This window comes from Egicoccus sp. AB-alg2 (genome assembly GCF_041821065.1).
GTDB lineage: Bacteria > Actinomycetota > Nitriliruptoria > Nitriliruptorales > Nitriliruptoraceae > Egicoccus.
In genome coordinates this window covers 125,655-147,089 of sequence record NZ_JBGUAX010000010.1, presented here as the reverse complement: position 1 = coordinate 147,089, position 21,435 = coordinate 125,655, and the positions used below count along the sequence as shown (strand labels likewise).

22 protein-coding genes and 1 tRNA gene are annotated in these 21,435 nt (G+C 74.0%); 9 read left to right on the top strand and 14 right to left on the bottom strand.

The genetic code is table 11. The annotated features are described in order from the left end of the window. Positions 1-16 precede the first annotated feature (16 nt). The 3 genes from ACERM0_RS19445 to ACERM0_RS19435 are packed head-to-tail and all read right to left on the bottom strand — an operon-like array spanning position 17 to position 3,209. Positions 17-1,060, bottom strand: coding sequence for a type II secretion system F family protein (locus ACERM0_RS19445; protein ID WP_373680291.1), 1,044 nt, complete (start codon positions 1,058-1,060; stop codon positions 17-19). After that, entirely contained in the window at positions 1,057-2,190 is a 1,134-nt protein-coding gene (locus ACERM0_RS19440) for a CpaF family protein (RefSeq protein ID WP_373680290.1), read from the bottom strand. Before ACERM0_RS19440 ends, ACERM0_RS19445 begins: the two co-directional genes overlap by 4 nt. Before the next feature lie 50 nt (positions 2,191-2,240). Beyond that, positions 2,241-3,209, bottom strand: a complete 969-nt coding sequence (locus ACERM0_RS19435; protein ID WP_373680289.1) for a hypothetical protein — start codon at positions 3,207-3,209, stop codon at positions 2,241-2,243. Positions 3,210-3,432: 223 nt separating this feature from the next. Between ACERM0_RS19435 and ACERM0_RS19430 the strand changes: the two genes are divergently transcribed. Beyond that, positions 3,433-5,016, top strand: a complete 1,584-nt coding sequence (locus ACERM0_RS19430) for a PQQ-binding-like beta-propeller repeat protein (RefSeq protein ID WP_373680288.1) — start codon at positions 3,433-3,435, stop codon at positions 5,014-5,016. Positions 5,017-5,051: 35 nt separating this feature from the next. Beyond that, complete coding sequence (locus ACERM0_RS19425) at positions 5,052-6,032, top strand: HAD family hydrolase (RefSeq protein ID WP_373680287.1); 981 nt, start codon at positions 5,052-5,054, stop codon at positions 6,030-6,032. 84 nt (positions 6,033-6,116) lie between these two features. Here ACERM0_RS19425 and ACERM0_RS19420 read toward each other — a convergent pair whose 3' ends face one another. Continuing rightward, positions 6,117-6,467, bottom strand: coding sequence for a nuclear transport factor 2 family protein (locus ACERM0_RS19420; RefSeq protein WP_373680286.1), 351 nt, complete (start codon positions 6,465-6,467; stop codon positions 6,117-6,119). Positions 6,468-6,625: 158 nt separating this feature from the next. On the opposite strand from ACERM0_RS19420, the gene ACERM0_RS19415 reads away from it, so the two are divergent. After that, positions 6,626-8,080 carry a M20/M25/M40 family metallo-hydrolase gene (locus ACERM0_RS19415; protein WP_373680285.1) on the top strand — a complete coding sequence of 485 codons (1,455 nt, stop codon included), beginning with the start codon at positions 6,626-6,628 and terminating at the stop codon, positions 8,078-8,080. 118 nt (positions 8,081-8,198) lie between these two features. Here the strand turns inward: ACERM0_RS19415 and ACERM0_RS19410 are convergent, their stop codons facing one another. Then, complete coding sequence (locus tag ACERM0_RS19410; protein WP_373680284.1) at positions 8,199-8,360, bottom strand: hypothetical protein; 162 nt, start codon at positions 8,358-8,360, stop codon at positions 8,199-8,201. Between the two features lie 260 nt (positions 8,361-8,620). On the opposite strand from ACERM0_RS19410, the gene ACERM0_RS19405 reads away from it, so the two are divergent. Further along, positions 8,621-9,736 (top strand): ArsR/SmtB family transcription factor, encoded by a 1,116-nt coding sequence (locus ACERM0_RS19405; RefSeq protein WP_373680283.1) that lies wholly within the window; start codon positions 8,621-8,623, stop codon positions 9,734-9,736. Here ACERM0_RS19405 and ACERM0_RS19400 read toward each other — a convergent pair. Beyond that, on the bottom strand, positions 9,729-10,748 hold the full coding sequence (locus ACERM0_RS19400) for a sodium:calcium antiporter (RefSeq protein ID WP_373680282.1): 1,020 nt from the start codon (positions 10,746-10,748) through the stop codon (positions 9,729-9,731). The genes ACERM0_RS19405 and ACERM0_RS19400 overlap by 8 nt on opposite strands. A 100-nt stretch (positions 10,749-10,848) precedes the next feature. Here ACERM0_RS19400 and ACERM0_RS19395 point away from each other — a divergent pair. After that, a tRNA-Sec gene (locus ACERM0_RS19395) sits at positions 10,849-10,945 on the top strand. Between the two features lie 68 nt (positions 10,946-11,013). Here the strand turns inward: ACERM0_RS19395 and ACERM0_RS19390 are convergent. The 5 genes from ACERM0_RS19390 to ACERM0_RS19370 all read right to left on the bottom strand — a co-directional run bounded on the left by ACERM0_RS19390 (position 11,014) and on the right by ACERM0_RS19370 (position 14,975). Then, complete coding sequence (locus ACERM0_RS19390; RefSeq protein WP_373680281.1) at positions 11,014-11,865, bottom strand: ABC transporter permease; 852 nt, start codon at positions 11,863-11,865, stop codon at positions 11,014-11,016. Further along, the gene (locus tag ACERM0_RS19385; protein ID WP_373680280.1) at positions 11,855-12,820 is read right to left on the bottom strand and encodes an ABC transporter ATP-binding protein; all 966 of its coding nucleotides are present in this window, start codon (positions 12,818-12,820) and stop codon (positions 11,855-11,857) included. Before ACERM0_RS19385 ends, ACERM0_RS19390 begins: the two co-directional genes overlap by 11 nt. Further along, positions 12,817-13,488, bottom strand: a complete 672-nt coding sequence (locus ACERM0_RS19380) for a TetR/AcrR family transcriptional regulator (RefSeq protein ID WP_373680279.1) — start codon at positions 13,486-13,488, stop codon at positions 12,817-12,819. Before ACERM0_RS19380 ends, ACERM0_RS19385 begins: the two co-directional genes overlap by 4 nt. Before the next feature lie 228 nt (positions 13,489-13,716). Further along, positions 13,717-14,682 carry a heme o synthase gene (locus ACERM0_RS19375; RefSeq protein WP_373680278.1) on the bottom strand — a complete coding sequence of 322 codons (966 nt, stop codon included), beginning with the start codon at positions 14,680-14,682 and terminating at the stop codon, positions 13,717-13,719. Continuing rightward, positions 14,679-14,975, bottom strand: coding sequence for a hypothetical protein (locus tag ACERM0_RS19370; protein ID WP_373680277.1), 297 nt, complete (start codon positions 14,973-14,975; stop codon positions 14,679-14,681). The genes ACERM0_RS19375 and ACERM0_RS19370 overlap by 4 nt, the downstream gene beginning before the upstream one ends. Before the next feature lie 112 nt (positions 14,976-15,087). On the opposite strand from ACERM0_RS19370, the gene ACERM0_RS19365 reads away from it, so the two are divergent. From ACERM0_RS19365 to ACERM0_RS19350, 4 genes are all read left to right on the top strand, one after another. Then, positions 15,088-16,047, top strand: coding sequence for a heme A synthase (locus ACERM0_RS19365; protein ID WP_373680276.1), 960 nt, complete (start codon positions 15,088-15,090; stop codon positions 16,045-16,047). Continuing rightward, positions 16,044-16,907 carry a GDSL-type esterase/lipase family protein gene (locus ACERM0_RS19360; RefSeq protein ID WP_373680275.1) on the top strand — a complete coding sequence of 288 codons (864 nt, stop codon included), beginning with the start codon at positions 16,044-16,046 and terminating at the stop codon, positions 16,905-16,907. The genes ACERM0_RS19365 and ACERM0_RS19360 overlap by 4 nt, the downstream gene beginning before the upstream one ends. Positions 16,908-17,136: 229 nt before the next feature. Beyond that, positions 17,137-18,093: a PQQ-binding-like beta-propeller repeat protein gene (locus ACERM0_RS19355; RefSeq protein ID WP_373680274.1), complete on the top strand. Its 957-nt coding sequence runs from the start codon at positions 17,137-17,139 to the stop codon at positions 18,091-18,093. Positions 18,094-18,268: 175 nt separating this feature from the next. Next, positions 18,269-19,609, top strand: coding sequence for a PQQ-binding-like beta-propeller repeat protein (locus ACERM0_RS19350; protein WP_373680273.1), 1,341 nt, complete (start codon positions 18,269-18,271; stop codon positions 19,607-19,609). Positions 19,610-19,651: 42 nt separating this feature from the next. Here the strand turns inward: ACERM0_RS19350 and ACERM0_RS19345 are convergent, their stop codons facing one another. From ACERM0_RS19345 to ACERM0_RS19335, 3 genes are read right to left on the bottom strand one after another with little or no spacing between them, the layout of a single operon-like run. Continuing rightward, positions 19,652-20,353 carry a hypothetical protein gene (locus ACERM0_RS19345; RefSeq protein WP_373680272.1) on the bottom strand — a complete coding sequence of 234 codons (702 nt, stop codon included), beginning with the start codon at positions 20,351-20,353 and terminating at the stop codon, positions 19,652-19,654. 35 nt (positions 20,354-20,388) lie between these two features. After that, a complete protein-coding gene (locus ACERM0_RS19340) occupies positions 20,389-20,721 on the bottom strand; it encodes a cytochrome C oxidase subunit IV family protein (protein ID WP_373680271.1) in 333 nt (110 codons plus the stop codon). 54 nt (positions 20,722-20,775) lie between these two features. Next, positions 20,776-21,369 (bottom strand): heme-copper oxidase subunit III, encoded by a 594-nt coding sequence (locus tag ACERM0_RS19335; protein WP_373680270.1) that lies wholly within the window; start codon positions 21,367-21,369, stop codon positions 20,776-20,778. Positions 21,370-21,435: the final 66 nt, after the last annotated feature.

Below are 21,435 nucleotides of genomic sequence, written 5' to 3'. Positions count from 1 at the left end.
GGTGTTCCTTCGTCGGTCAGGGCATGGCGTGCCGCAGCCCGACCTGCACGATCGGCGCGCCGATCAGCAGGAGGGTCGCGGGCAGCAGTGCCAGGGCGGTGGGGAAGGTCAGTTGGGCCGGCAACCGCTCGGCGGCGGCCAGGACCCGGGCGCGCTCGTCGGCGCGCAGCTCGCCGGCGAGCCGGCGGAGGGCCGGCGCGGCGGGCGCACCGACGTCGGTGGCGGCACGCAGCACGGTCCCGAGCCGTGTCAGTGCGCCGTCGTCGCTCGGCGCCAGGCCGAGCTCGAGCTCCAGTGCCAGGCCTCGCAGCTCGGCCGCGTGGGTCGGCAGGTGCGGCGCCGCGACGCGCAGGGCCTCACCGGGCCCGACCCCGCCGGCGAGCGCGATCGCGGTGAGGTCGGCGGCCTCGTCGACATCCGGCCCGGCGGCCTGTTTCGTCGTGGCCGCGCGCCGCCAGGTCATGACGCCCAGGACGAGTCCGGCGACCGGGTGCAGGGCCGCGCCGAGCAGCATGCCGACGACCACGGCACGCACGAGCCGCACCGTCGGCGACATCGGCGGCGGGGGCGGCGCTCCGACCCGGCGGACCAGGCGTCCGACCGCGAGCGCCCCGATGGCGAGCAGGAGGAGGCCGACGGCGCCCACGATCCGGCCGACACCCGTCCGGTAGAACCCGACGAGGTCGGCGCCGACGACGTTGCCGAGGAAGGGCACGAGCACGAACGGGGCCGCGAGCAGCCCGCCGGCGACGGCGCGGGTCTGGGCGGAGGCCACGGCGATGGCCCGGCGGGTGGCACGCAGGTCGTCCTCCGCGGCCGCGGCCGCGTCCAGCGCAGGCAGTAGCGGCGCACCCACCGCCTCGGCGACCGCCAGGCTGCGGCGCGTACGCGCCGAGAGCCGGTGCGGGTCGCGGGGCAGCAGTCCGGCCGCGGCGCGCAGGCGCATGAGATCGAGCGCCTCTTCGGTCGGTCCTGCCTCGACTCCGTGGCCGCCGAGCCGGGCACGAAGCCGCGCCCCCGTCGCCGCGCCGGCATCTCGTCCGAGCGGGGCCGCGGTCATCCCCGCGCCTCGCGGATCACGGCACCGTCCCGCCCGGCGACCACCTCGACGACCTCGGTGACCCGCCGCCGGCCGTCACGACCGCGCTCGAGCGCCACCACCAGGTCCAGCGCGGCCGCGACCTGGGCACGGGCGGCGGCGAGGGGAACTCCCGCGAGCAGGGCCATGCCCTCCAGGCGCACGATCGCCTCCTGGGCGCCGTTGGCGTGCACCGTCGTTGCGGAGCCGTCGTGGCCGGTGTTCATCGCCTGGAGGAGGTCGGCCACCTCGGCGCCCCTGACCTCGCCGACGACGAGCCGGTCGGGGCGCATGCGTAGCGCGTTGCGGACGAGGGTCGCCACGTCGACACCGCCGGCGCCGTCGGGGCTGGGTGGTCGCACCCGCAGGTGCACGGTGTGCGTGGCGGGCCGACGCAGCTCCGGGGCGTCCTCGATGACGACGAGCCGGTCGTCGCCGGTCTCGCCGAGCAGACGGGCGAGCAGCGTCGTCTTGCCGACGCCCGCGCGGCCGCAGACGACGAGGTTGCGGCGGTCGCGGACCGCCTGGACCAGCTGCTCGTGCACGGCCGGGGTCACCGTGCCGGACGCCAGCAGCTCCTCCCAGGACGGCACCACCGCCGGGACCCGGCGCAAGGTGACGATGGGATGCTCGGCCAGCGGTGGCAGTAGCGCGTGCAGCCGCACGCCGCCGGGCAGGACCGCGTCCGCGAACGGGTGCGACCGGTCGAGCCGCACCCCGAGCGGGCCGAGGACACGCCGCAGGAGCCGCTCGACATGGGCGTCGTCGTCGAAGGCGACGCCGGCGCGGGTCAGGCGACCATCGCGTTCCACGTGCACCTCGTCCGGCCCATTGACCATGACGTCGGTGACGGCGGGGTCGCGTAGCAGGGCTTCCAGGGGTCCCAGGCCACCGAGCTCGTCGACGAGGTCACGGACCGCGCGGGCCCAGACGTCGGGCGCGGCCACGATGCCCTCGGCCGCCATGGCGCGGGCGACGGCCCGCCGCAGGCCGGCCCGGTCGGCATGACCTGCGGTGATCTCGTGGTCGGTGCGGAGCCGGCGCGCGACGGCCTCGCGCAGCCGTGCGTCGACGATGGTGGTGGGTGTCTGCTCGTTTGTCGCGCTCGTCATCCCTCACGGTCCGTCCCCGCCCCCACGGGGTGTGCTGCGTCACGTCATCGTCAGGGTGGGTCGGTCCCGGCGCGTCGGGTCAGCGGCAGGAGGGGACGCAGCCAGCTGCCGGGCAGGCCGGCGGGCACCCGTCCGAGCAGTCCGGCCCGCGCGACCCTCGCCGAGCGGGGCAGGTGCACGCGCCGTCGCGGCCCGCAGGCCTCCTGCACGGCCTGTCGTGGTGCGGGACCCACACCGATGACCACGACGGCGGCCGCGGTCGTGGCGCGTGCGGCGGCCAGGCCGGCGGTGTCGGCTCGGCAGACCAGCACGTCCACGTCCGGATCGACGCCCGCGTCGACGACACAGACGTCCACCGCCGGGTCGGCGAGCGCCAGCGCTCCCACGTCACGGCCGGGTAGCCGGACGGCACGCCCCGTGGCCACGCCGGCCAGCGGGCTGGCCTGGCTCCACAGGCCGGCACTGGCCAGCGCGTCGACCGACACGGTTCGGACGTCACCGACCGGTGCGGCCGGCCCCAGCACGGCCAGAGCCGCCTCGCCCTGCCAACCGAACAGTCCGGCCAGGGCGGCCGCGACCGTGGAGGTACCGACGCCGCCGGCGGCACCACCGACGCGGACCAGCCGCGGGCCCGTGGTCGCCGGCCGCGGCGTGCGCAACCCGCCCAGCGCGGCGTCCTGCAGCCGGTCGCGGTCCGCCGGCCAGCACAGGGTGGCGACGGGCCGGGCGCGGAGCGCGGCGGCGGCGACGTCGCCGGGATGCTCGCCTTCCTCGGCGAGCAGGACGACCGGCAGGTCGGGGTACTCCGCGAGGGAAGCGTCGGCGCGGGCGGCGGCAACGTCGACCAGGCACAGCCGTGGCGGCACCAGCGTGTCCGCGTCGCCGTCCACCGGCTGCCAACCCAGCACACCCTCCACCCAGCTGCGCACGCGTTCCTCCATGGGCGCTGCGAGCCGCAGCCGCACGGGCAGGGCGACGGTGGCGTCACCCGTCACCGTGCTGCCGTCCGGCGTGGTCATCGCGGTGCTCCGTGCGATTCGTGGGCTGGGAGGCGGCACCGTACGGGTGGCGGCGTCCGGCCCCCGGACGAGCCGGCATCGGCCTGTGGACGAGCCGCCTGCTGCGTCTGCCGACGGCGGGCGCCCGGTGACGACGTCGGGTCACGCTGCCGCCCCGGCACCTACCATCGCCTCCCGGGTGACGCCGGGGCGGGGACACCCGCCGTGGAGCGGGAGGTGCGGGGTGCGGCGCAGCAGAACGGTTGCGTGCGCGTCCTGCGATGCCGGTTGGGACGCTGCCACGGCCCGGTTCTGCGGCCACTGCGGCCAGCTGCTCACGCCCCGGCCGCCCGACGCCGCCGCGGAGCACGGCCGACGCAGCCGGCGCCTCCCGGTCGTGGTCGCCGCGGCCTGCGTGCTGGTGCTCGCGGCCGGGGTCATGGGCACCACCGCGCTCGAACTGCCCCGCTCGCAGCCCGATCCGCAGGTCGAGCTGTCGGCGGAGGACACGATCCCCAGCGGCGAACGCCTGGGCGCCGAGGAACGGGAGGCCGCCCTGGCGCCCTTCGACCCGCACCGCCTGCGGTGCGAGCCGCGTGGGTGCGAGCGCTGGCGGATGGAGCTCGGCGACAACCACCGCGAGGTGGTTGCGCTGGGCAGTGTCGTGGTGGCCATGGTCGACGGGGCTGCGGTGGCCGTCGACCCGCGCGACGGCGAGGAGATGTGGCGGCTGGAACCCCCGGAGGAGTACGGGATCGCCGAGGAGCACGCCTGGCCGTGGCTGTTCGCGTCGGACACCGGCGAGCACCTCGCCGTCCTGCACGCCGACCGGCGGGTGATACAGGTCGTGCGGGCGGACGGCCGTGAGCATTGGGACGCGGAGGACCGCGGCGGGCCGCACGCCCACGGCGGGTTCGTGGGTGACGAGGTGCTCGTCACCGCTGCCCAGTCGCCCGAACTCCATCCGACGAAGATCGAGGACGGCATCTACAGCCATCCGGAACTGATCGTCGCCCGGGACGTGCGAACGGGGGCACTGCTGTGGGAGCGCGACGGTGCGGCGATGCTGTCGCTGACCGAGGACGGTGTCGTCCTCCGCGACGACGACGAGGCCGTCCTCCTCGATGCCCGCACCGGCGACGTACGCGCCCGGATGCCGCTGGACCCGAGCGCCTGGATGTACCGGCACGAGCGCTTCCTCATCGAGTACGACGACCGGAATGGTTGGCACCGCCTCCGATCACCGGCCGACCTGGCCGTGCTCACCGGCGACGGCGTGTTCGACGAGATCCAGCCGCTGCCGGGACAGCCGCTGGCCCTGGGCGTGGTCCGAGGCGAGCGCCGGACCCCGGATGCCGGAGACCGTGACGGTGGCGGAGACCCGCAGGACGGCGGACCCGGAGCCGGCGATCGCCTCGTGCTGATCGACGCCGACGGCTCCGTCCGCTGGGAGGTCGAGGTGGACCGGGCCCACAGGCTGCAACTGTGCTGTCCCGGCCCCCGGGTCGACGGTGACGCGATCATGCTGCCGGCCACGGCACGCGACGGGGGATCCGTCCGCCGCTCCCTTGCCACCGGCGAGGTGCTGGCCACGGCCCAGACCGACGAGGACGTCCCGTCACCGGACACCGTGCGGGTCGTCGATTCGTGGTGGGCGGGTGGGCAGACCACCGTGGAGACCGATGGCGAGACGACCACGATCCGCTACGGCACGGTGTCCGTGACGCTGCGGGGCCAGGGCGCGTGGCCGGTGACGCACGAGCCTCCGTTCGTCGTCACCGACGGGCGCACCGTGATGGGCGTCGAACCGGTGGACGACGCTGGTTAGTCTGGGGCGCTCACGCCGCACCGACGGAGCCGACAGTGGGCCGCCGAGCCGACGAAGACCTCGCCAACGACGCGCCGTTCACCGTGGACAAGGTGTTGTCCGCCGCCGCCGAGTTGGCGGGCGACGCCTCGACCGCGACCGCCGAGACCGAGCAGCGCTACGCGCGTCCCGACGCGGACCGGCTCAGCGACGGCATGCTGGCCCGCGTCGCCGCCCGGCGCACCGGAGCGACCGAGGCGGCGTTCTTCGACCTCGACAAGACCATCATCGCCGGCTCCTCGACCCTGATGATGGGCCGCACCCTGATGCGTGACGGGCTGATCAGCCCGACCACCGTCGTGAAGTCGCTGTACGCACAGGTCGTGTACCAGCTCGTCGGCGCCGACCACGAGAAGATGGAGCAGATGCGCCATGCGGCGCTGGAGCTGACGCGGGGCTGGGAGGCCGAGCGCGTGCGCCGGCTCGTGCGCGAGACCCTGGAGACCGTGATCGCGCCGCTGGCCTACGCCGAGGCGCTGGACCTGATCAAGGAGCACCAGCGGGCCGGTCGCGACGTGTGGATCGTGTCGTCCTCGGGCGAGGAGATCGTGGAGCCGTTCGCGGAGTACCTCGACGTCCGGGACGTGATCGCCACCCGCTCGGGCATCGACGACGTCGGCTGCTACGACGGCACGCTCGAGTTCTACGCCTACGCGGGCGCGAAGGCGAACGCGATCCGCCAGGTCGCCGAGGTGCGCGGCTACGACCTCTCGGCGTGCTTCGCCTACTCGGACTCCATCACCGACCTGCCGATGATGACCGCGGTCGGCCACCCCGTCGTCGTCAATCCCGATCGGGAGTTGCGCGCGGCGGCCACGGCCATGTCGTGGGCCGTGCGCGACTTCCACGCCCCGGTCCGTCTGCGCGACCGTCTGCCCGACGTCGCCAAGCCGCGCAACGAGGTGCTGGTGGGCGCCGCCAGTGCGCTGGCGGTCGGCTTCGCCGTGTGGCGCTACGTGCTGCGCGGCGAGGAGTGACCGGCGGCCCGCCGCGGCTCGTGCTGCGGCGAGCCGGCTTGCGCGAGGGCGGCGACCCGGCCGCCAGCTGTCCCCCGGCCGTGACTACGTGTAGTCGCGGTGGTAGTTGATGCGGCCGGTGTCGTCGAAGCCGAAGAAGCTCGCGCGCGGCAGGTCGTTCCAGCGCCGGCCTGCGGCCGTGTAGGAGATCGTCCACTCCACGCCGAGGGAGCGGCCGTCGTCGGACTCGATGACGCGCCTGGCGTCGACCGCGATGTCCTCCTTGCCGCCCAGCCAGTCCTTGAGGTAGGCCTGGATCAGCAGGTTCCCGCGGTGTGGCGGGTTGTACGGCTCGAGGTAGAGCGCGTCGGCCGCATACAGCTGCGGGATGTCCGACACGTCGCTGCCGGACAGCATGCTGGACAGCTTGTCCCACGCTTCTGCTGCGTGCCCCACCCGGTTCGCCTTTTCGTGAACGTCGACGGCCAGTTCCTCGCGCGGCGGCAGGATAGTCGGCGGGTCGCCAGATTCGACAACGCTGCGTCACCTCGAGCTCGTCGGGCAGACTCTGGCACGACCGACCGAGCCCGACCGACCACCCCGCAGGAGCTCCCGTGTCCGTGCAGCCTCCGTCCACCCTGCCCGCGGCGACCCGTGTCCCCGACGGCCTGGACGACGTCGCCGACCGCCTCGTCGCCCAACTGCCGGAGACGCTGGCCTGGCTGCAGGACCTGGTGCGCATCCCGTCGATCAGCGTCCAACCCGAGCACGCCGACGACTGCCGCCGCTCGGCCGAGCGCACGGCGCAGCGGCTGCGCGACGCGGGTCTCGAGGACGTCCGCCTGCTGGAGGTCGAGGGCACGCATCCGTACGTGACCGGCTCGTGGCTGCATGCCGGCGCGGACGCACCGACGGTGCTGCTCTACGCCCACCACGACGTGCAGCCCGTCGGCACCCCGCAACGCTGGCACTCGCCGCCGTTCGAGCCCACCGAGCGTGACGGTCGCCTCTACGGCCGCGGCGCCGCGGACGACAAGGCCGGCATCCTGGCCCACGTCGCGGCCGTCCGGGCCTGGCTCGACGCGCGTGGTGCACTTCCCGTCAACGTCAAGGTCGTCATCGAGGGCGAGGAGGAGATCGGCTCGCCGTCGCTGCACGACTTCCTGGCCGCACACGGCGAGGAGTTGCGCGCCGACGTGATCGTGCTGACCGACCTCACCAACTGGAAGGTCGGCTGGCCGGGCCTGACCTATGCGCTGCGCGGCATGGCGGACGTGTACGTCACGGTACGGGCGATGCAGCAGCCGGTGCACTCGGGCATGTGGGGCGGCGTCGTCCCGGACGCCTTCACCGGGATGGTGCGGCTGCTGGCGAGCCTGCACGACGACACGGGCGCGATCGCGGTGGCGGGCTTCGAGGACGACGTCCGACCGTTGGGCGACGACGAGCGTGCCCGCCTGACCGACCTCGAGGGCGACGGCAGCGACCTGGCCGACGAGTTCCGGGCCGAGGCACGCATGGTCGCCGGTGCCGAGTTCGTCGGGGACCGCCGGCGCACGATCCTCGAACGGTTGTGGATGCGGCCGACGATCACGCCGATCGGCATGGACGTCCCCTCGGTCGACGCGGCGTCGAACACGCTGCTGGCCGAGGTGCGCACCAAGCTGTCCTGCCGCCTCGCCCCGGGGCAGGATCCGGAACGCACGCTGACGGCCCTGCGCGCGCACCTCGAGGCGCACGTGCCGTGGGGCCTGGAGGTCGAGGTGGGCGTCGGCGAGCGCAACGCCGCCTGGGTGACCGAACCGGGCGGGCCGGCCTGGGACGCGGCGGTCGCGGCGATGACGGCGGCCTACGGTCGCGAGCCCGCGGCGATGGGCTGCGGCGGGTCGATCCCGTTCGTCGAACCGTTCAGCGACGCGTTCGGCGGCGCCCCCTGCCTGCTCGTCGGCGTCGAGGATCCGGGCTCGAACGCCCACGGTGAGGACGAGTCGCTGCACCTCGACGACTTCGCGAAGGCGTGCCTGACGGAGGCGTTCCTGTTCGCCGAACTCGCCCACCGGACCCGCTGAGCCGTCGCCGAGCACGACGACGCCCCGGCACGGACTCGTGCCGGGGCGCTTCGGTTCTTCGTGCGGCGGTGCGTCGCGTCAGGGCCGGCCACCCGCGGTGGGTGGCGGGCGCTCACGGTCAGTCGCGGTCGCGCCGCGCATCGGTCGGCCGGCGGACGTCCCCGCCCCCGAACCGCCACCAGCGGGTGGGCCGCTGGCGCCGGGCGCGGGCGCTGCGCGCGGTACGCAGCAGGTCGCCGCGGCGGTAGTCGGCCTCCGCCTCCAGGTCGTGGTACTGCATCGGTGCATCTCCTGTTCGATGCGTATCGAATCATGTGGTCCGAAGAATGTCTAACGTCTGTTGCCTGTCCGTTCGATCGCGATCGGCCGATGCGCGTCGCAGTCGTGCCACCGCGCGGCCACGACCGGTCGCACGCGGCAAGGCGCCAAGCCGCGCGCGCGGGGCGGGCGGAGGGACCACCCCCGGATGTTCGACGGGTTTCGACGCCGCCCTCCCGGGATAGGCTTCCGATGTCCGAAACCCGTCAGAGGCCCGAGCCCATGCGACTGGTCGACCTCCGCGCGGGTGGCCGCGCGCCGGCGCCCACCGTGGAGGCCCGCGCCTCCAGCGGCGCCGAACTGCTGCGCTGCGCGGGCGTGCTGATCACCGACGACCCGGACGCGTTCGACATCGGCCCCGAACGGATCGCCGCCGTCCGCGACCGCACGCCGGACGACCTGCTCGAGGAGCTGCGGGCACTGTCGGGCGAGCGCGGCGACAAGGCGCTGCTGCTGCTCTCCGAGGCCGGCGCCGTCGTTTCCGCGCCTGGCACCGTCCAGCAGGTCCGCGACGCCCTGCTGGAGGACCCGCTGCTGCCGTGGAAGCTGCTGGCGGCCAACTTCGTGCACGCCGACCACCGCCTCGAGGGCGCCAACCCGCTGGAGCTGGTCCAGCGCGTGATCGCCGGCGACACCGAGGCACTCGAGCAACTGCGGGAGATGGACGCGGCCGGCGAGTGCCCACACGAGTTGGAGGTGCTGGTGCGCACGTCCCCCGCGGAATACCGCGACCGGCTCGTGACCGCCATCGACCGGTTCGAGGTGGAGGTGTTCCGCGACCTGCAGGACGAGGCGATGGGGGCGATCGAGCGCGACGTGCTGCATCGCCACCGACAGCTGGACGACGGGATGCCGGCCGCCGAGGTCGTGCTCGAGGCCACCAACGGCTACGAGCTACCCGAGGACGACCGGACCCTGCGGCGCGTGGTGCTGCTGCCCAGCTTCTGGTTCCGGCCCTGGCTCATCCTCGGGCGCCTCGAGGACACCGAGGTGCTGTCCACGCCGGTCGCCGACCAGTTCGTCGCGCTGCCCAGCGAGGCGCCCCCACCGACGCTCGTGAAGCTCGCCAAGGCGCTGGGCGACGAGGGCCGGCTGCGGCTGTTGCGTCGGATGAGCGGCGGCCCGATCACGCTGGCCGACGCGATGGAGGAGCTCGAGGTCGCCAAGGCCACGGCGCACCACCACCTCGCCCTGCTGCGGCAGGCCGGGCTCGTGAGCCTGCGCGAAGAAGGTCGCCGCACGCTCTACGGCCTACGCGGCGACCCCTCGGACACCGCAGCCGCAGCCCTGTCGAGCTACCTCAAGGCGCCGGGCTGGTCGGACGCCGCGGCTAGGTGATCGCCACGACGGCGACCGCGTACAGGCCGAGCACCACCACGGACTCCATGCCGATGTTGCCGACGCCGTGTCGCTCCCGCCGCAGCAGACCGAGCGCGATGACCGCGGTTGCCACCAGCGCCAGCGCGGTCACCAGCATGGCCTCCGAGCCGACCGCGGCGTAAACGGGCCCGTCGCGGTAGGCGACGTCCGCGGCGACGATCAGCAGCGTGTCGAAGGTGTTGCCGCCGATGACGTTGCCGACCGCCAGCGTGAGCGCGCCGGCCCGGATGGCGGCGATGGACACGACCAGTTCGGCCAGCGAGGAGCCGATCCCGGTCAGGAAGACGCCCACCGCGGCCTGCTGCCAGCCGGCGTTGACCACCAGCGACTCGCCGGCCACGGCCAGGGTCGTCCCGGCGATGCCCAGCACCACGGCCAGGCCCGCGAACGACCACCACAGGCCGGTCTGCTGGGCGGCTGGGACGGTCGCCTCCTCCGGCACGTCGAGGTTGGTGTCGGAGGTCTCCACGGCGTGCCACATCGGTGTCGTCGAGGTCTCGTTGACCAGCTTCAGCCCGTAGGCGTAGGTCCCGACCAGCACCAGCGAACCGGGGTGGATCCCGAGCACGCTGTGCTCGGGTGCGGCCAGCAGCGCCAGCACGCCGCCGAGCAGCGTGATCAGCAGCGTCGCCTGGACGAGGTTGGGCAGCGACGCAGCCGCGTGCTCGAGGTTCGCGCGCCGGTAGGTCAGGTCGGCGACGGCGAGGAACGCCGTCTGCCCGAGCACGCCGCCCAGCGCGTTGCCGACCGCCAGCTCGGGCAGGCCACGGGCGGCGGGGATGACCGTGGCGAGGATGTCGGGCAGCGACGTGGCCGCACCGACCAGGACCGCGCCGACGAAGGCCTCCCCCAGGCCGGTCAGGTCGGCCAGGCGGTCGGCCACCCGCACCATCCGGGGTCCGGCCAGCATGATCCCCGCCGCCGCGAGCAGCAAGGCGACGATCGCGAAGGGGACCGGGAGGAGGGGCATGGTCGGGGACGGTAGGCGCGCGCTGCCGCCGTGCTGCCGGCGACACCGTCCGTCCGCGCGGCGCCTACGCTGGGGCGCGTGCGCGGCCGACGCCGTGCCTGGAGGCGTCCGGACGCCTGGTGGGTCCCGCGGCCTTCAAAGCCGACGAGAGGGCGCGACGCGTCCTCTGGCGGGTTCGATTCCCGTCCGCCTCCGCGTCACGACGACGGCCGCCGCGAGCGACGTAGCTCGCGGCGGCCGCCGTGCGTCGGCTGTTCGAACGCGATCAGACGCCGAGGTCGCGCTGGCGGTAGCGCACCAGCCCGGCGACGGTCGCGACGGCGGTCAGTGCCGCCAGCAGCGCCAGCCCCGTCACGTCGAAGCCCTCGAGCAGCGGTTCGCCCGCGAGGTACCACGACCAGGGCGAGACGTCGGTGAGCCATCCCAGCCCGTCCACCAGCGGGCCGATCGCGTCCGCGACGAACGCGACCACGGCCAGGCCGGCGGCCGCACCGACGGCCACACCGCGGCGCCCGGTCGCGGCGCCGACGGCGAGCGCGACGGTGCTCAGCGCCAGACCGAGCAGGAACAGCCCGACCGTGCCGGCGAGCAGGTTGCTGGTCGCCAGCTCCATGTCGAGGGCTGTCACGAGTCCGAACGCCACGACGAAGACGATCGTCACGAGCAGTAGCAGCCCGAGCCACAGGCCGAGCAGCCGCTCGGCGTAGACCTGGGTACGCGAGACCGGATGCGTCAGCTCGAGCTCCAGCGTGCCGTCCTCCTCGGCGCCCGCGAGCGTGCGGCCACCCCAGCCGATCCCGAAGACCAGCAGCAGCGCCGGCCCGAGGATGCCGAACACGGTCGAGGACAGGTAGCCGCCGGGCGTGGCGATGTTGTCGTAGCCCAGCGCGCTGACCAGGCCCTCGGGCATGTTCTCCACGAAGGCGGACAGGTCGGCGCCGTCGCCCATCGCGGGATAGAAGCTGACGTAGACGGCCGTGACGGCGGCGATCGCCAGGCTCCACAGCAGCAGGGTCCGGCGGCGGTCGCGCAGCACGCCCCGCAGGACGGCCAGCGGGCCGGCCGTGGCGGCGCCGTGGTCCCCGGAGCGGGGAGCGGTGATGGTGTCAGCGGCCATGTGCGGCCACCTCCTCTCGCTCGGCCGGCGTCTCCTCGACGGGCAGCCGGTAGAAGTCGAGGAACAGGTCCTCGAGCTCGCGGTCGTGGGCGGACCAGTGACGGACGTGGTGCCGGGCGGCGACCTTCAGCAATGCGTCCGGCTCGCCGTGCAGCAGGCAGGTGAGCTGCGCCCCGTCGACGCTGACGGCGTCCACGCCGGGCAGGTCCCGGAACTCCGCGGGGTCGACCGGTGCGGCGAAGTCCAGCTGTACCTCCTGGCCGGCGTGCCGCCGCAGCGTGCGGACGTCGTCGACGTCGACGATGCGGCCGGCCCGGATGATGGCCACCCGACCGGCGACGTCCTCGACCTCCGAGAGCACGTGCGACGACATGAACACGGTGGCACCGCCGAGGCGGGCCTCGTGCACGAGGTCGAGGAACTCGCGCTGCAACAGCGGGTCGAGACCGCTGGTGGGCTCGTCGAGGATCAGCAGCTCCGGCCGGTGCATGAAGGCCTGGACGACCCCGACCTTCTGCTTGTTGCCCTTCGACAGCCCGCGGATGGGGCGGTCGAGGTCGAGGCCGAACCGCTCGGCGAGCTCGCCGATCCGGTCGGCGCCGTGGCCGCCCCGCAGGCTGGCGAGGTAGGCCAGCTCCTCCCCGGCGGTGCGCTGCCCGGCCATCGTCAGCTCGCCCGGCAGGTAGCCGATCGTGGCGCGCAGCGCCGGTCCGGCCGCCGCCGGCGTCTGCCCGAACACCTCGACGCGACCGGCGGTCGGACGCAGCAGGTCGAGCAGCAGCCGGATGGTCGTCGACTTGCCGGCGCCGTTGGGGCCGAGGAAGCCGAACACCTCACCACGACGCACCTCGAGGTCGACGCCCGCCAGCGCCCGCACCGGCGGCGTGCGCCGCCACGGCGGACCGCTGGCGTAGTCCTTGACCAGTCCCTCGACGCGGATCGCCACGTCGCTCATGATTCGTTCTCCTCGATCTGGCGGAACTGCTCCTGCAGCCGCCGGTGGACCTGTTCGTCCAGCAGTCCGGTCCCGAGGATCTCCAGGCCGGAGCGGAAGTAGGGCAGTGACTGGCTCGGGTCGCCCAGCAGGTCGGCACCCAGCAGCCGTTGCACGTGCTCGTGCAGCACCAGCGCCCCGAGCGACCACAACGTGAGGACCGCGGCCCGGCCGTACGGGTCGTCGGTGGGCCGGAGCATCCCGGTTTCGACCCCCTGCTGCATGTAGCCGACGGCGTCGGCGACCATCTCGTCGACCAACTCGGCCACGTGCGGCGAGCCGTCGATCAGCGTCTTGGCGAGATAGGACAGCAGCGGCGGTCCGTCGTCGTAGGCCCGCAGGGCGGCGAGCGGGTCCATGCCCGGACCCTGCGCCATCGCGGCGGACTTCTGTTCGCGCACCAGTGCCTGGACGTGCCGGTCGCACGCCACCCGCAGGGCGTCCTTGGACCCGAAATGGTGGATCACCAGTGCCGGCGACACCCCGGCCGCCTTGGCGATGGCGCGCACGCTGGTCTTGGCCACGCCGTGCTCGGCGAAGCAGGTGATGGCGGCGTCCCGGATCCGCGCCCGCGCGGTCAGGTCCGTCTCGGACTCGGGGTCGCGGCCCCCAACGGTGGCTGAACTCATGTTCAGCACACTAAACACTTGTTCAGGGCTCGTCAAGGGTCACACCGACACGTTTCCCGGGTATCGCCGGGAAACCGGTCGACCCGGGCCGCCGCCCCCACCGCTCACCGACACGTTTCCCGGGTATCGCCGGGAAACCGGTCGATCCCGGCCGCCGCCCCCACCGCTCCCCGCATGTTTCCCGGGCATCGCCGGGAAACCGGTCGACCCGGCCGGTGGTGCGCGGCGCTAGAGAACGGCGTCGACCGCGGCGGCGATGAAGATCAGGGCCACGTACAGGGTTGAATAGTGGAACAGCTTCATCGCGGCGGCGACCGTGCGCGTGCGGCGCAGGCGGTGGGCCAGCACCAGCCAGCCGACGGTCAGGCCGAGCGACACGGCGGCGAACATCCAGCCGAGCCCGGCGCCGACCACCGCCAGCAGCACGATCGACAGCAGCAGGTAGCTGTAGAGCAGGATGTGGCGGGTGGCCTCGTCGTTGCCGTGCGTGACGGGCAGCATGGGCAGCCCGGCGCGGGCGTAGTCCTCGCGGTACTTCATCGCCAGCGCCCAGAAGTGGGGCGGCTGCCACCAGAACATGATCGCGAACAGCAGCCACGGGGTGGGATCGGCCAGGCTGGCACCCGGCACCGCGACCCAACCGGTGAGTACGGGCACGCACCCGGCCACGCCGCCGATCACCACGGCCTGGCTGGTCCGGCGCTTGAGGCCGAGCGTGTACACGAACACGTAGAACAGGATCGCCGAGGTGGCCAGCACCGCGGCGAGCAGGTTCACGAACCCCCACAGCCACAGGAACCCGGCGACGCCGAGTACCAGCCCGAGCCGCAGCGCGTGGCCGGGCGGCACCTCGTCGGTGGCGGTCGGGCGCGCCGAGGTGCGCGCCATGATGCGATCGATGTCGCGGTCGATCTCGTTGTTGAGCGCGTTGGCGCTGCCGGCCGACATCGTCCCGCCCAGGACGGTGGCGATCACGAGCCAGGTGCCCGGCCAGCCCTGCGCCGCGACGACCATGGACGGCACGGTCGTGACGAGGAGCAGCTCGATGATCCGCGGCTTGGTGACCAGGACGTAGCGGCGGAAGGCGGCACGCCGGGACTCGTAGCGCCCGGTGGCGTGCATCGGCCCGACGGCGGCGAGATCGTCCTCGTCAGTGGAGTGCGTCGCGCCACCGTGGCCGGGCGCCGAGCTCACGGACGCCTCCGGGCCGCCTGCGCCTCGCGCCACATGCGGACACCGAGGACCAGCAGCACGACCCCGGCACCGATGGCGGCGGCGTACAGCACGGCGTGCACGGCCACGAAGGCCGTGGAGAAGTCCCCCGCGTCGCGCACGAGGTTGTTGATGCGCGTGCCCCACAGCCAGAACTGGAACAGCGCCAGCGCGAGGAGCACCACGGCACGCCGGCGGTGCACGCCGGCGGGCGTGCGGACCTCGGGAGCGCTGGCGTTCGTGGCGTCGCGCGAGGAGGGGGCGGCGGTGGACACGGTGACGGTCCTACGACGAAGACGCGGGAGAGCCGCCACCAGGGTATTCCGGCACCCGGGGGGACCGCGACCCGGGGCCGGATCGGTCGGGCGCGGCCGGTACCCTCCAGCCATGCCCTCCCCGCCCGCTCCTGCCTCGCTGCGCCTGCTGCGGCGCTTCACGCTGGCCGCGCTGGTCACGAACATCGGGATCGTGTTCACGGGCGGGTTGGTGCGGGTGACCGGCTCGGGCCTGGGGTGCCCGACGTGGCCGACGTGCGACGGCCAGAACCTGGTGCCGCGCCCGGGCGGGGACCACGCCGGCTGGCAGACCGCCATCGAGTTCGGCAACCGGTTGCTGACGTTCGTGGTGCTGACGGCGGCCGTGGCCGTCTTCGTGCAGCTGCGCCGCACCCGCCCGCACCCGCGGCCGATCAGGCTGCTCGGCTGGGCGCTGCCGCTGGGCGTGCTCGTGCAGGCGGTCATGGGCGGCATCACGGTGCTGCTGGGCCTCACCCCCTGGACGGTCGCGGCCCACTTCCTGCTGTCCATGGTGCTGATCGCCGTCGCGGTCGGGCTGCACGAGTACGTGCGCCCGCCCGCACGTGATCCCGAGGACCGCCTGCCCGCCACGGCCGGCGTGCGCTGGGCGACGACGGCGTTGCTGGTGGTGGCCGGCGCGGTGCTGGTGCTGGGCACCATCGTGACCGGGGCGGGGCCGCACGCCGGCGACCCCGAGGTGGCACGGCTCGGCGTCGACATCCGGTTCGTCGCGATCGCGCACGCCGACGCGGTGTGGCTGCTGCTGGGCCTCACGGTCGCCCTGGTGGCCGTGACGTGGCGGTCGGGGCCGTCCCGCCTGCGCCGGGCGCTGCGCCTGCTGTTGGCGCTCGAGCTGATCCAGGGCGCCATCGGCTACACCCAGTACGCGCTCGGCATCCCCGAGGCGCTCGTGGCCGCGCACATCCTCGGCGCCGCCCTGGTGTGGGCCACGGCGGTGGCGAGCTGGGTGCGGGCACGCCCCCTGCCGGACCTGCCCACCGGCCCCGGCATCGCCGAGGAGCCGGTCGCCCGCGACGCGCACGCGCAGTGAGCACGGCGCCCGGGCCCGGGCCGTTGTCCGTGGCCGTGCTCGGGGACTCGACCGCGTTCATCGACGACACCGGCCCGCAGCTGCCCACCGCCGCGCACCTGTACCCGAACGTGTTGGCGCGCCAACTCGAGGACGCGCTGGGTCGCCCGGTGGCGGTCACGGTGTGCGCCAGACCGGGCCAGACGGTGCGCGATGCGGCCCGCGCGGTGTTGAAGGACCAGCACCTGCAGTTCGACGTCCTGGCGAAGGCCGACGCCGTGGTCGTCGGGCTGGGCAGCTTCGACCACGCGCCGGCGGGCGTGCCGGCCGCGCTGGAGGCGACGCTGCCCTACCTGTGGCCGGCGCCGGTCCGCCGCCGCGCCCGCGCGTGGTCCCGCGCCGCCTATCCGCAGCTCGTCCGGTTGACGGGTGCGCGGCTGCGCCGCACGCCGGCGACCGAGTTCGTCCGCCTCTTCTCGCAGTTGCTCGAGCAGGTCCGGGGCCTGACCTGGGGCCGCGCCGCCGGTGTCGTGCTGGGGCCGACCAGCCACCGCTCGGCCTACTACGGCCACCGCCACCCCCGGTTCGCCGACGCCGAGGCACAGCAGCTCGCCCTGGCCCGCGCCCACGGGTTCGCCGGCGTCGCGGTCTGGGAGCACGTCGTGGCCCACCTCGACGGGCTCAACGTCGACGGCATCCACTGGCCACCGGCGGCGCACGCCGCGGTCGGCCGGGCGGCCGCCGAGGCCCTGCTGCCGCAACTGCTGGGCGCGGCGCCACGCATCGGGCTCCCGCACGCCGCCGAGGCGGCCGGCATCACGCTGGACGGCACCGGCCGGACCGATGACGCCGGTCCCGTCGCTGCGCGGCCCGCGGACTGAGCTCGGCAGGACCTGTCGCGGCCGCGACGACCGGCGTAGCGTCGTCGTCGCGCAGGAGCAGAGCGTGGCAGCCCGGAAGTGCGCCGTCTGCGGCGCGAGCTGGCCCGATCATCGCCATCGGTGGTGTGGCCGGTGCGGTGCCGCCCTGGCGACCGAGCCGTGGGCGCCGTCGGGTCGGACGCGGTCCGCGAGCCCCTGGGCGCCAGCGGTCCTTTCCGCCGTCGCCGCGGTGCTGATCGTCGTCGTCTGGACGGCACCGTCTGCTCGCGACGTGCACCTGATGACGTTCCTCCCGCCGGCACCGCACGGCCCGACGGTGGCCGCCGCCGGCGACGGCTCACCGGCGCTGCAGCCGCCGGACGCGTCGGCGGCCGGCGCGTCCACGCCCCGGGCAGATCGATTCCGGCCCGCCAGCCCGCTGACGTGCCACACGGTGCACGGGTGTCTGCACTTCACCACCGATGCTCCGCACCACGGCCCGGCCCTGGCCGCCGCGACCGACGAGCTCCTGGTGCTCGCCGAGGGTAGGGGCGTCGGGGCCTACGACCTGGCCAACGGGCGCCGACGCTGGCACACCGACCTCGGCATCCGGGCCGACCATCCCGTCCCGCGGGTGACCGCCGTCCGCGGCGCGGCCGCGGTGCTCGTCAGCCCGCGCCCCGGCGAACTGGTGGCGCTCGCGGCGGCAGACGGGGACGAGCGCTGGCGTGGCGAGCTCGCCGGGAACGGCGAGGTGCTGACCGCGCGGCTGGTGGAGGGGCAGTGGCTGCTGGTCGTGCACGTGCGGGAGGGTCGCCATGTCCGGGAGCTCGTCGGGACGTTGCCGGCGACCGACGCTGCGCTGCCCTGGCGTGACATCCACGGCCCCGATCGGCGGATCGTCGCCACCACGGCCGTCGCGGACCCCGAGGACCTCGACCGGACCATGGCGGCCGTCCTGGCGCCCCTGTGGCGAGGGGCCGGCGGCGGATCGCTGCAGCTGCGGCAGGTACCCGGGATCCCCGGCGGGCTGGTCGAGGTGGTCGAGACCGACTCGGGCCGCCGGCTCGCGGGGATCACGTATGCCGCCTATCACGCCGAGCGGCTCGGACGTGACCGTTGGCTCGTGCTGGCACCCCGTGCCGCGCTGGTACTGGACCTCGGTCACCACGACCGTGGCCGCCCCGGATCCGAACTCCTACCGTGAGCCGCGGGCCGGGAGGCGGGTGATCGGCGAGCTGACCTGCGGGACGTGCGGGGCGGTCTGGCGCGACCGCCGCGCCCGCTGGTGCGGCCGGTGCGGGTCGGCGCTCCGGGCCTCCGGCTCCCGACGGCGCCGTCGCGCGCCGGCACGCCGGCGCTGGCTGGTCGGCGGTGGGCTGGTGCCGGTCGTGGTCGCGGCGGCCGTGTTCGGTGCCGCGCAGGTCGCCGCGTCCTGGCCGTCGGCGGACGGCTTCGAGGCCGGTGAGCTGGACGTCGAGCTCCCCCCGCCCGCACCGGCCCCACCCGGGGACGTGGCACCGCCGACCCGTGCGGACACGCCTCCGGCCCCCGTCCGCTGCCGGTCCGACATCGGGTGCCTGCGCTGGCGGCTGCCGGCGACCCCGCCCGGCGCGGGGCCGGCGGCCGTCACGGACGGTGGGGTGCTGGCCGCACTGGTGCCGGACGGCTTGAGCGGGTTCGACGTGCGTTCCGGCAGCTGGCGCTGGGGCGCCTCGCTGGAGCTGCAGACGGCGGCGCCGGCCAGCGTGGTGCCCGTCGAGGGCGCGGACACCCTTGTCCTCGTAGGGGCGGGCAACCGGCTCGTGGCCGTCGACGCGGACACGGGTGAGCCGCGCTGGGAGCAGGGCCTGGCGGGCGCCGTCGGTGCCCGGGCCGCACGCGCGGCGGGCGACACGTGGTACCTCGCCGTCCGGGTGCGCGAGGGGCTGACGTCGTCCGTCGCCGTGCTGGCCGTCGACGCCGACACCGGCGAGCGCCGCTGGCGTCGCGACGGCGCCAACGCCGTGCTGACCGCGGCCCGGCCGGTGCTGCAGGACGTCGACGGCACGCTCCGGGGCCTCGATCCGACGGACGGCGAGGGGGTCTGGGAGCGGGCCACCGAGCGCCCGGGGGCACGTCTCGCACCGCTCGGCGAGCTGGTGGTCGTGACCGCGAGCGGGCACGGACTGGCCGTCGACGCCGCCGACGGCACGCTGATCGAGGAAGTGGCGCACCCGCTGTCCAGCCTGTTCGTCCGCGACGACGTGCTGCTGTGGGGGACCGACACGACGGTCGAGTACCTCGACGGCGGGCGACGGCGGTGGACCACCGAACTGCCGCCCGGCACCGGCTGCTGCAGCGGTTTCGCCGCGGCGGCCGACACCGTCACCACCCTCACGGGCCGGGGCGAGCTGCTGGAGCTCGACCGCGACACCGGCGAGGTGCTGGGCAGCGGGGCGCTGCCCGCCCCTTTCACGGCCGCCCGGGGCTCGGCCTGGCTGCACGGACCGCTGGTGGTGGTGCCCGTCGAGCGGGCCCCGCGCGGGCTGGCGCAGGTCCACGACGCCGCCACGGGCACCCACCTCGCCGACGTCACCCAGGACGCCTACGGACTGGCCCGAACCGACGCGGGGAGCTGGGTCGTGCTGGCGCCGGAGCTCGCCCTGACGCTGCGTCCCGACGAGCTCACCGCCCCCGGACAGGCGTCGAGCCGACCGCTGGGGTCGGCTCGTACGCGGTGACGGCTCACGCGGCCGGACGCACCGGCCCGCCGGGTCGGCCGGTCAGCCCTCGGCGACGACCGTGCCGACGCCGTTCATGTTCGGGTGCACCTCGCAGTAGAAGAACCACTGCTCCGGCAGGTCCTCCCAGGTGAGCGACTCGTCGATGTAGGGGTCCTCGACCGGGCCCGTCACCAGGGTGGACTCGAGGAACGTCTCGCCGGTGGGCGCCGGGTCGTCCACGTCGCCCTCGAGTTCCGTGACCACGACGTTGTGCTGGACGCCGGCCTCACGGTTGTCGAACAGGAAGACGATGGTCTCCGCCTCGGCGGACGGGGTGACTTCCCACAGGTCGGCCTCCTCGCACCCGCCGTCGGTCGGGATGCAGAAGTCGACCGAGTTCTCCGCCGCGATGATCGGCGCGTCGTCGGGGACGACCAGCAGCGGCTCGGCGTTGATGTTGCGGTCCTCGTCGGCGATGTCGCCGAGCAGGCCGGCCGCGTAGGCGCCGCCGAGGGCGAATGGCACGATGGCCGCGAAGGTCACGACCGCCTTGCGGGGTGCGTCGAGCCGGTCCTGCGAGGCCGCGAGCGAGACGGTCAGCAGGATGCCGCCGGCGGCCACGGCCGCGATCACCAGCGCACCCTCGTGCGTGTTGAACAGCAGGATCGCGGCGACCGCACCGATGAACAGCGCCATGGACAGCAGCAGCGCCAGCGGCAGCACGATCGGGAGGAACACCCGGTTGCGGAACTCGGTCTTCACGGATCAGGCCTCGGGTCGGACGGTGACGACGGCGGTCAGATGGTGGGCGCCTGGTCGAAGAACATGACGATAAGGGTGGCCGTGTACAGCCCGACCGCGAGGAGCAGACCGCCGTACAGGAACCGGCTGTAGAGCTTGGTGTCGAAGCGCAGGTGCATGAAGAACCCGGCGACCAGGATGAACTTGATGATCATCAACACGATCAGCAGCGGGATCCCGACGCCACCGAAGTCGACGAAGTAGGTCGACACCTCCAGCGCGGTCAGGATCGCGAGGATGATCGCGATCCGGACGTAGTCGCGCGGGGTGGGATGGTGGTCGTCGTACCCCTCGGCGTCGGCCGGGGAGTGCGTCTCGGTGCTGCTCATCGTGCGTCCTCGTCAGGTCGTGGTGGCGGCGCGCCGGCGTCTGGTGCCGGAGCGTCAGTCCACCATCGCGAGCTCCGGGATCAGGTAGACGACGGTGAAGATGACGACCCAGATGATGTCGACGAAGTGCCAGTACAGGCCGATCATCTCGGTCTTGAGGTCCTGGTTGGGCTTGACCTTGCCGGTGAGCGAGAGCGAGTACAGGCTCAGCAGCAGCAGGATGCCCACGAAGACGTGCAGCCCGTGGAAGCCGGTGAGGACGAAGAAGCCGGAGGCGAAGGGGCTCTGCGTCAGGTTCAGGCCCTCGCGGTAGAAGACCGTGAACTCGAAGACCTGGCCGCCGAGGAAGACCGCTCCCTGCCCGGCGGTCGCCAGGATCCACATCCGCATCCGGCGCATGTCCCGGCGCACGTGGGCGTTGTGGGCCAGCACCATCGTCAGCGAGCTCATCAGCAGCACGAACGAGCTGATCGAGGTGAACGGGATATCGAAGATCTCGATACCGGGGCCGCCCGCCGTGGCGTCCAGGTAGAGGACGTACGCCGAGACGAAGGCTCCGAAGAACAGGAACTCGGAGCCCAGGAACACCCACATCGCGAGCTTGCGGTGGTCGAGACCCAGGGTGGTCTCGTGGACGCCTGCCGCCACGTCTGCTGCCTTCCGGTGTCGCCGGTCCCGCCGCGTGCGCTGATGACGCTGGTGCGGCGGGACCGC

What these genes read in the sequence shown, in the direction of transcription:
- ACERM0_RS19445 (WP_373680291.1), bottom strand. Translation starts at nt 1,060, where the DNA reads ATGACCGCGGCCCCGCTCGGACGAGATGCCGGCGCGGCGACGGGGGCG.
- ACERM0_RS19440 (WP_373680290.1), bottom strand. Translation starts at nt 2,190, where the DNA reads ATGACGAGCGCGACAAACGAGCAGACACCCACCACCATCGTCGACGCA.
- ACERM0_RS19435 (WP_373680289.1), bottom strand. Translation starts at nt 3,209, where the DNA reads ATGACCACGCCGGACGGCAGCACGGTGACGGGTGACGCCACCGTCGCC.
- ACERM0_RS19410 (WP_373680284.1), bottom strand. Translation starts at nt 8,360, where the DNA reads ATGCAGTACCACGACCTGGAGGCGGAGGCCGACTACCGCCGCGGCGAC.
- ACERM0_RS19405 (WP_373680283.1), top strand. Translation starts at nt 8,621, where the DNA reads ATGCGACTGGTCGACCTCCGCGCGGGTGGCCGCGCGCCGGCGCCCACC.
- ACERM0_RS19400 (WP_373680282.1), bottom strand. Translation starts at nt 10,748, where the DNA reads ATGCCCCTCCTCCCGGTCCCCTTCGCGATCGTCGCCTTGCTGCTCGCG.
- ACERM0_RS19390 (WP_373680281.1), bottom strand. Translation starts at nt 11,865, where the DNA reads ATGGCCGCTGACACCATCACCGCTCCCCGCTCCGGGGACCACGGCGCC.
- ACERM0_RS19385 (WP_373680280.1), bottom strand. Translation starts at nt 12,820, where the DNA reads ATGAGCGACGTGGCGATCCGCGTCGAGGGACTGGTCAAGGACTACGCC.
- ACERM0_RS19380 (WP_373680279.1), bottom strand. Translation starts at nt 13,488, where the DNA reads ATGAGTTCAGCCACCGTTGGGGGCCGCGACCCCGAGTCCGAGACGGAC.
- ACERM0_RS19365 (WP_373680276.1), top strand. Translation starts at nt 15,088, where the DNA reads ATGCCCTCCCCGCCCGCTCCTGCCTCGCTGCGCCTGCTGCGGCGCTTC.
- ACERM0_RS19340 (WP_373680271.1), bottom strand. Translation starts at nt 20,721, where the DNA reads ATGAGCAGCACCGAGACGCACTCCCCGGCCGACGCCGAGGGGTACGAC.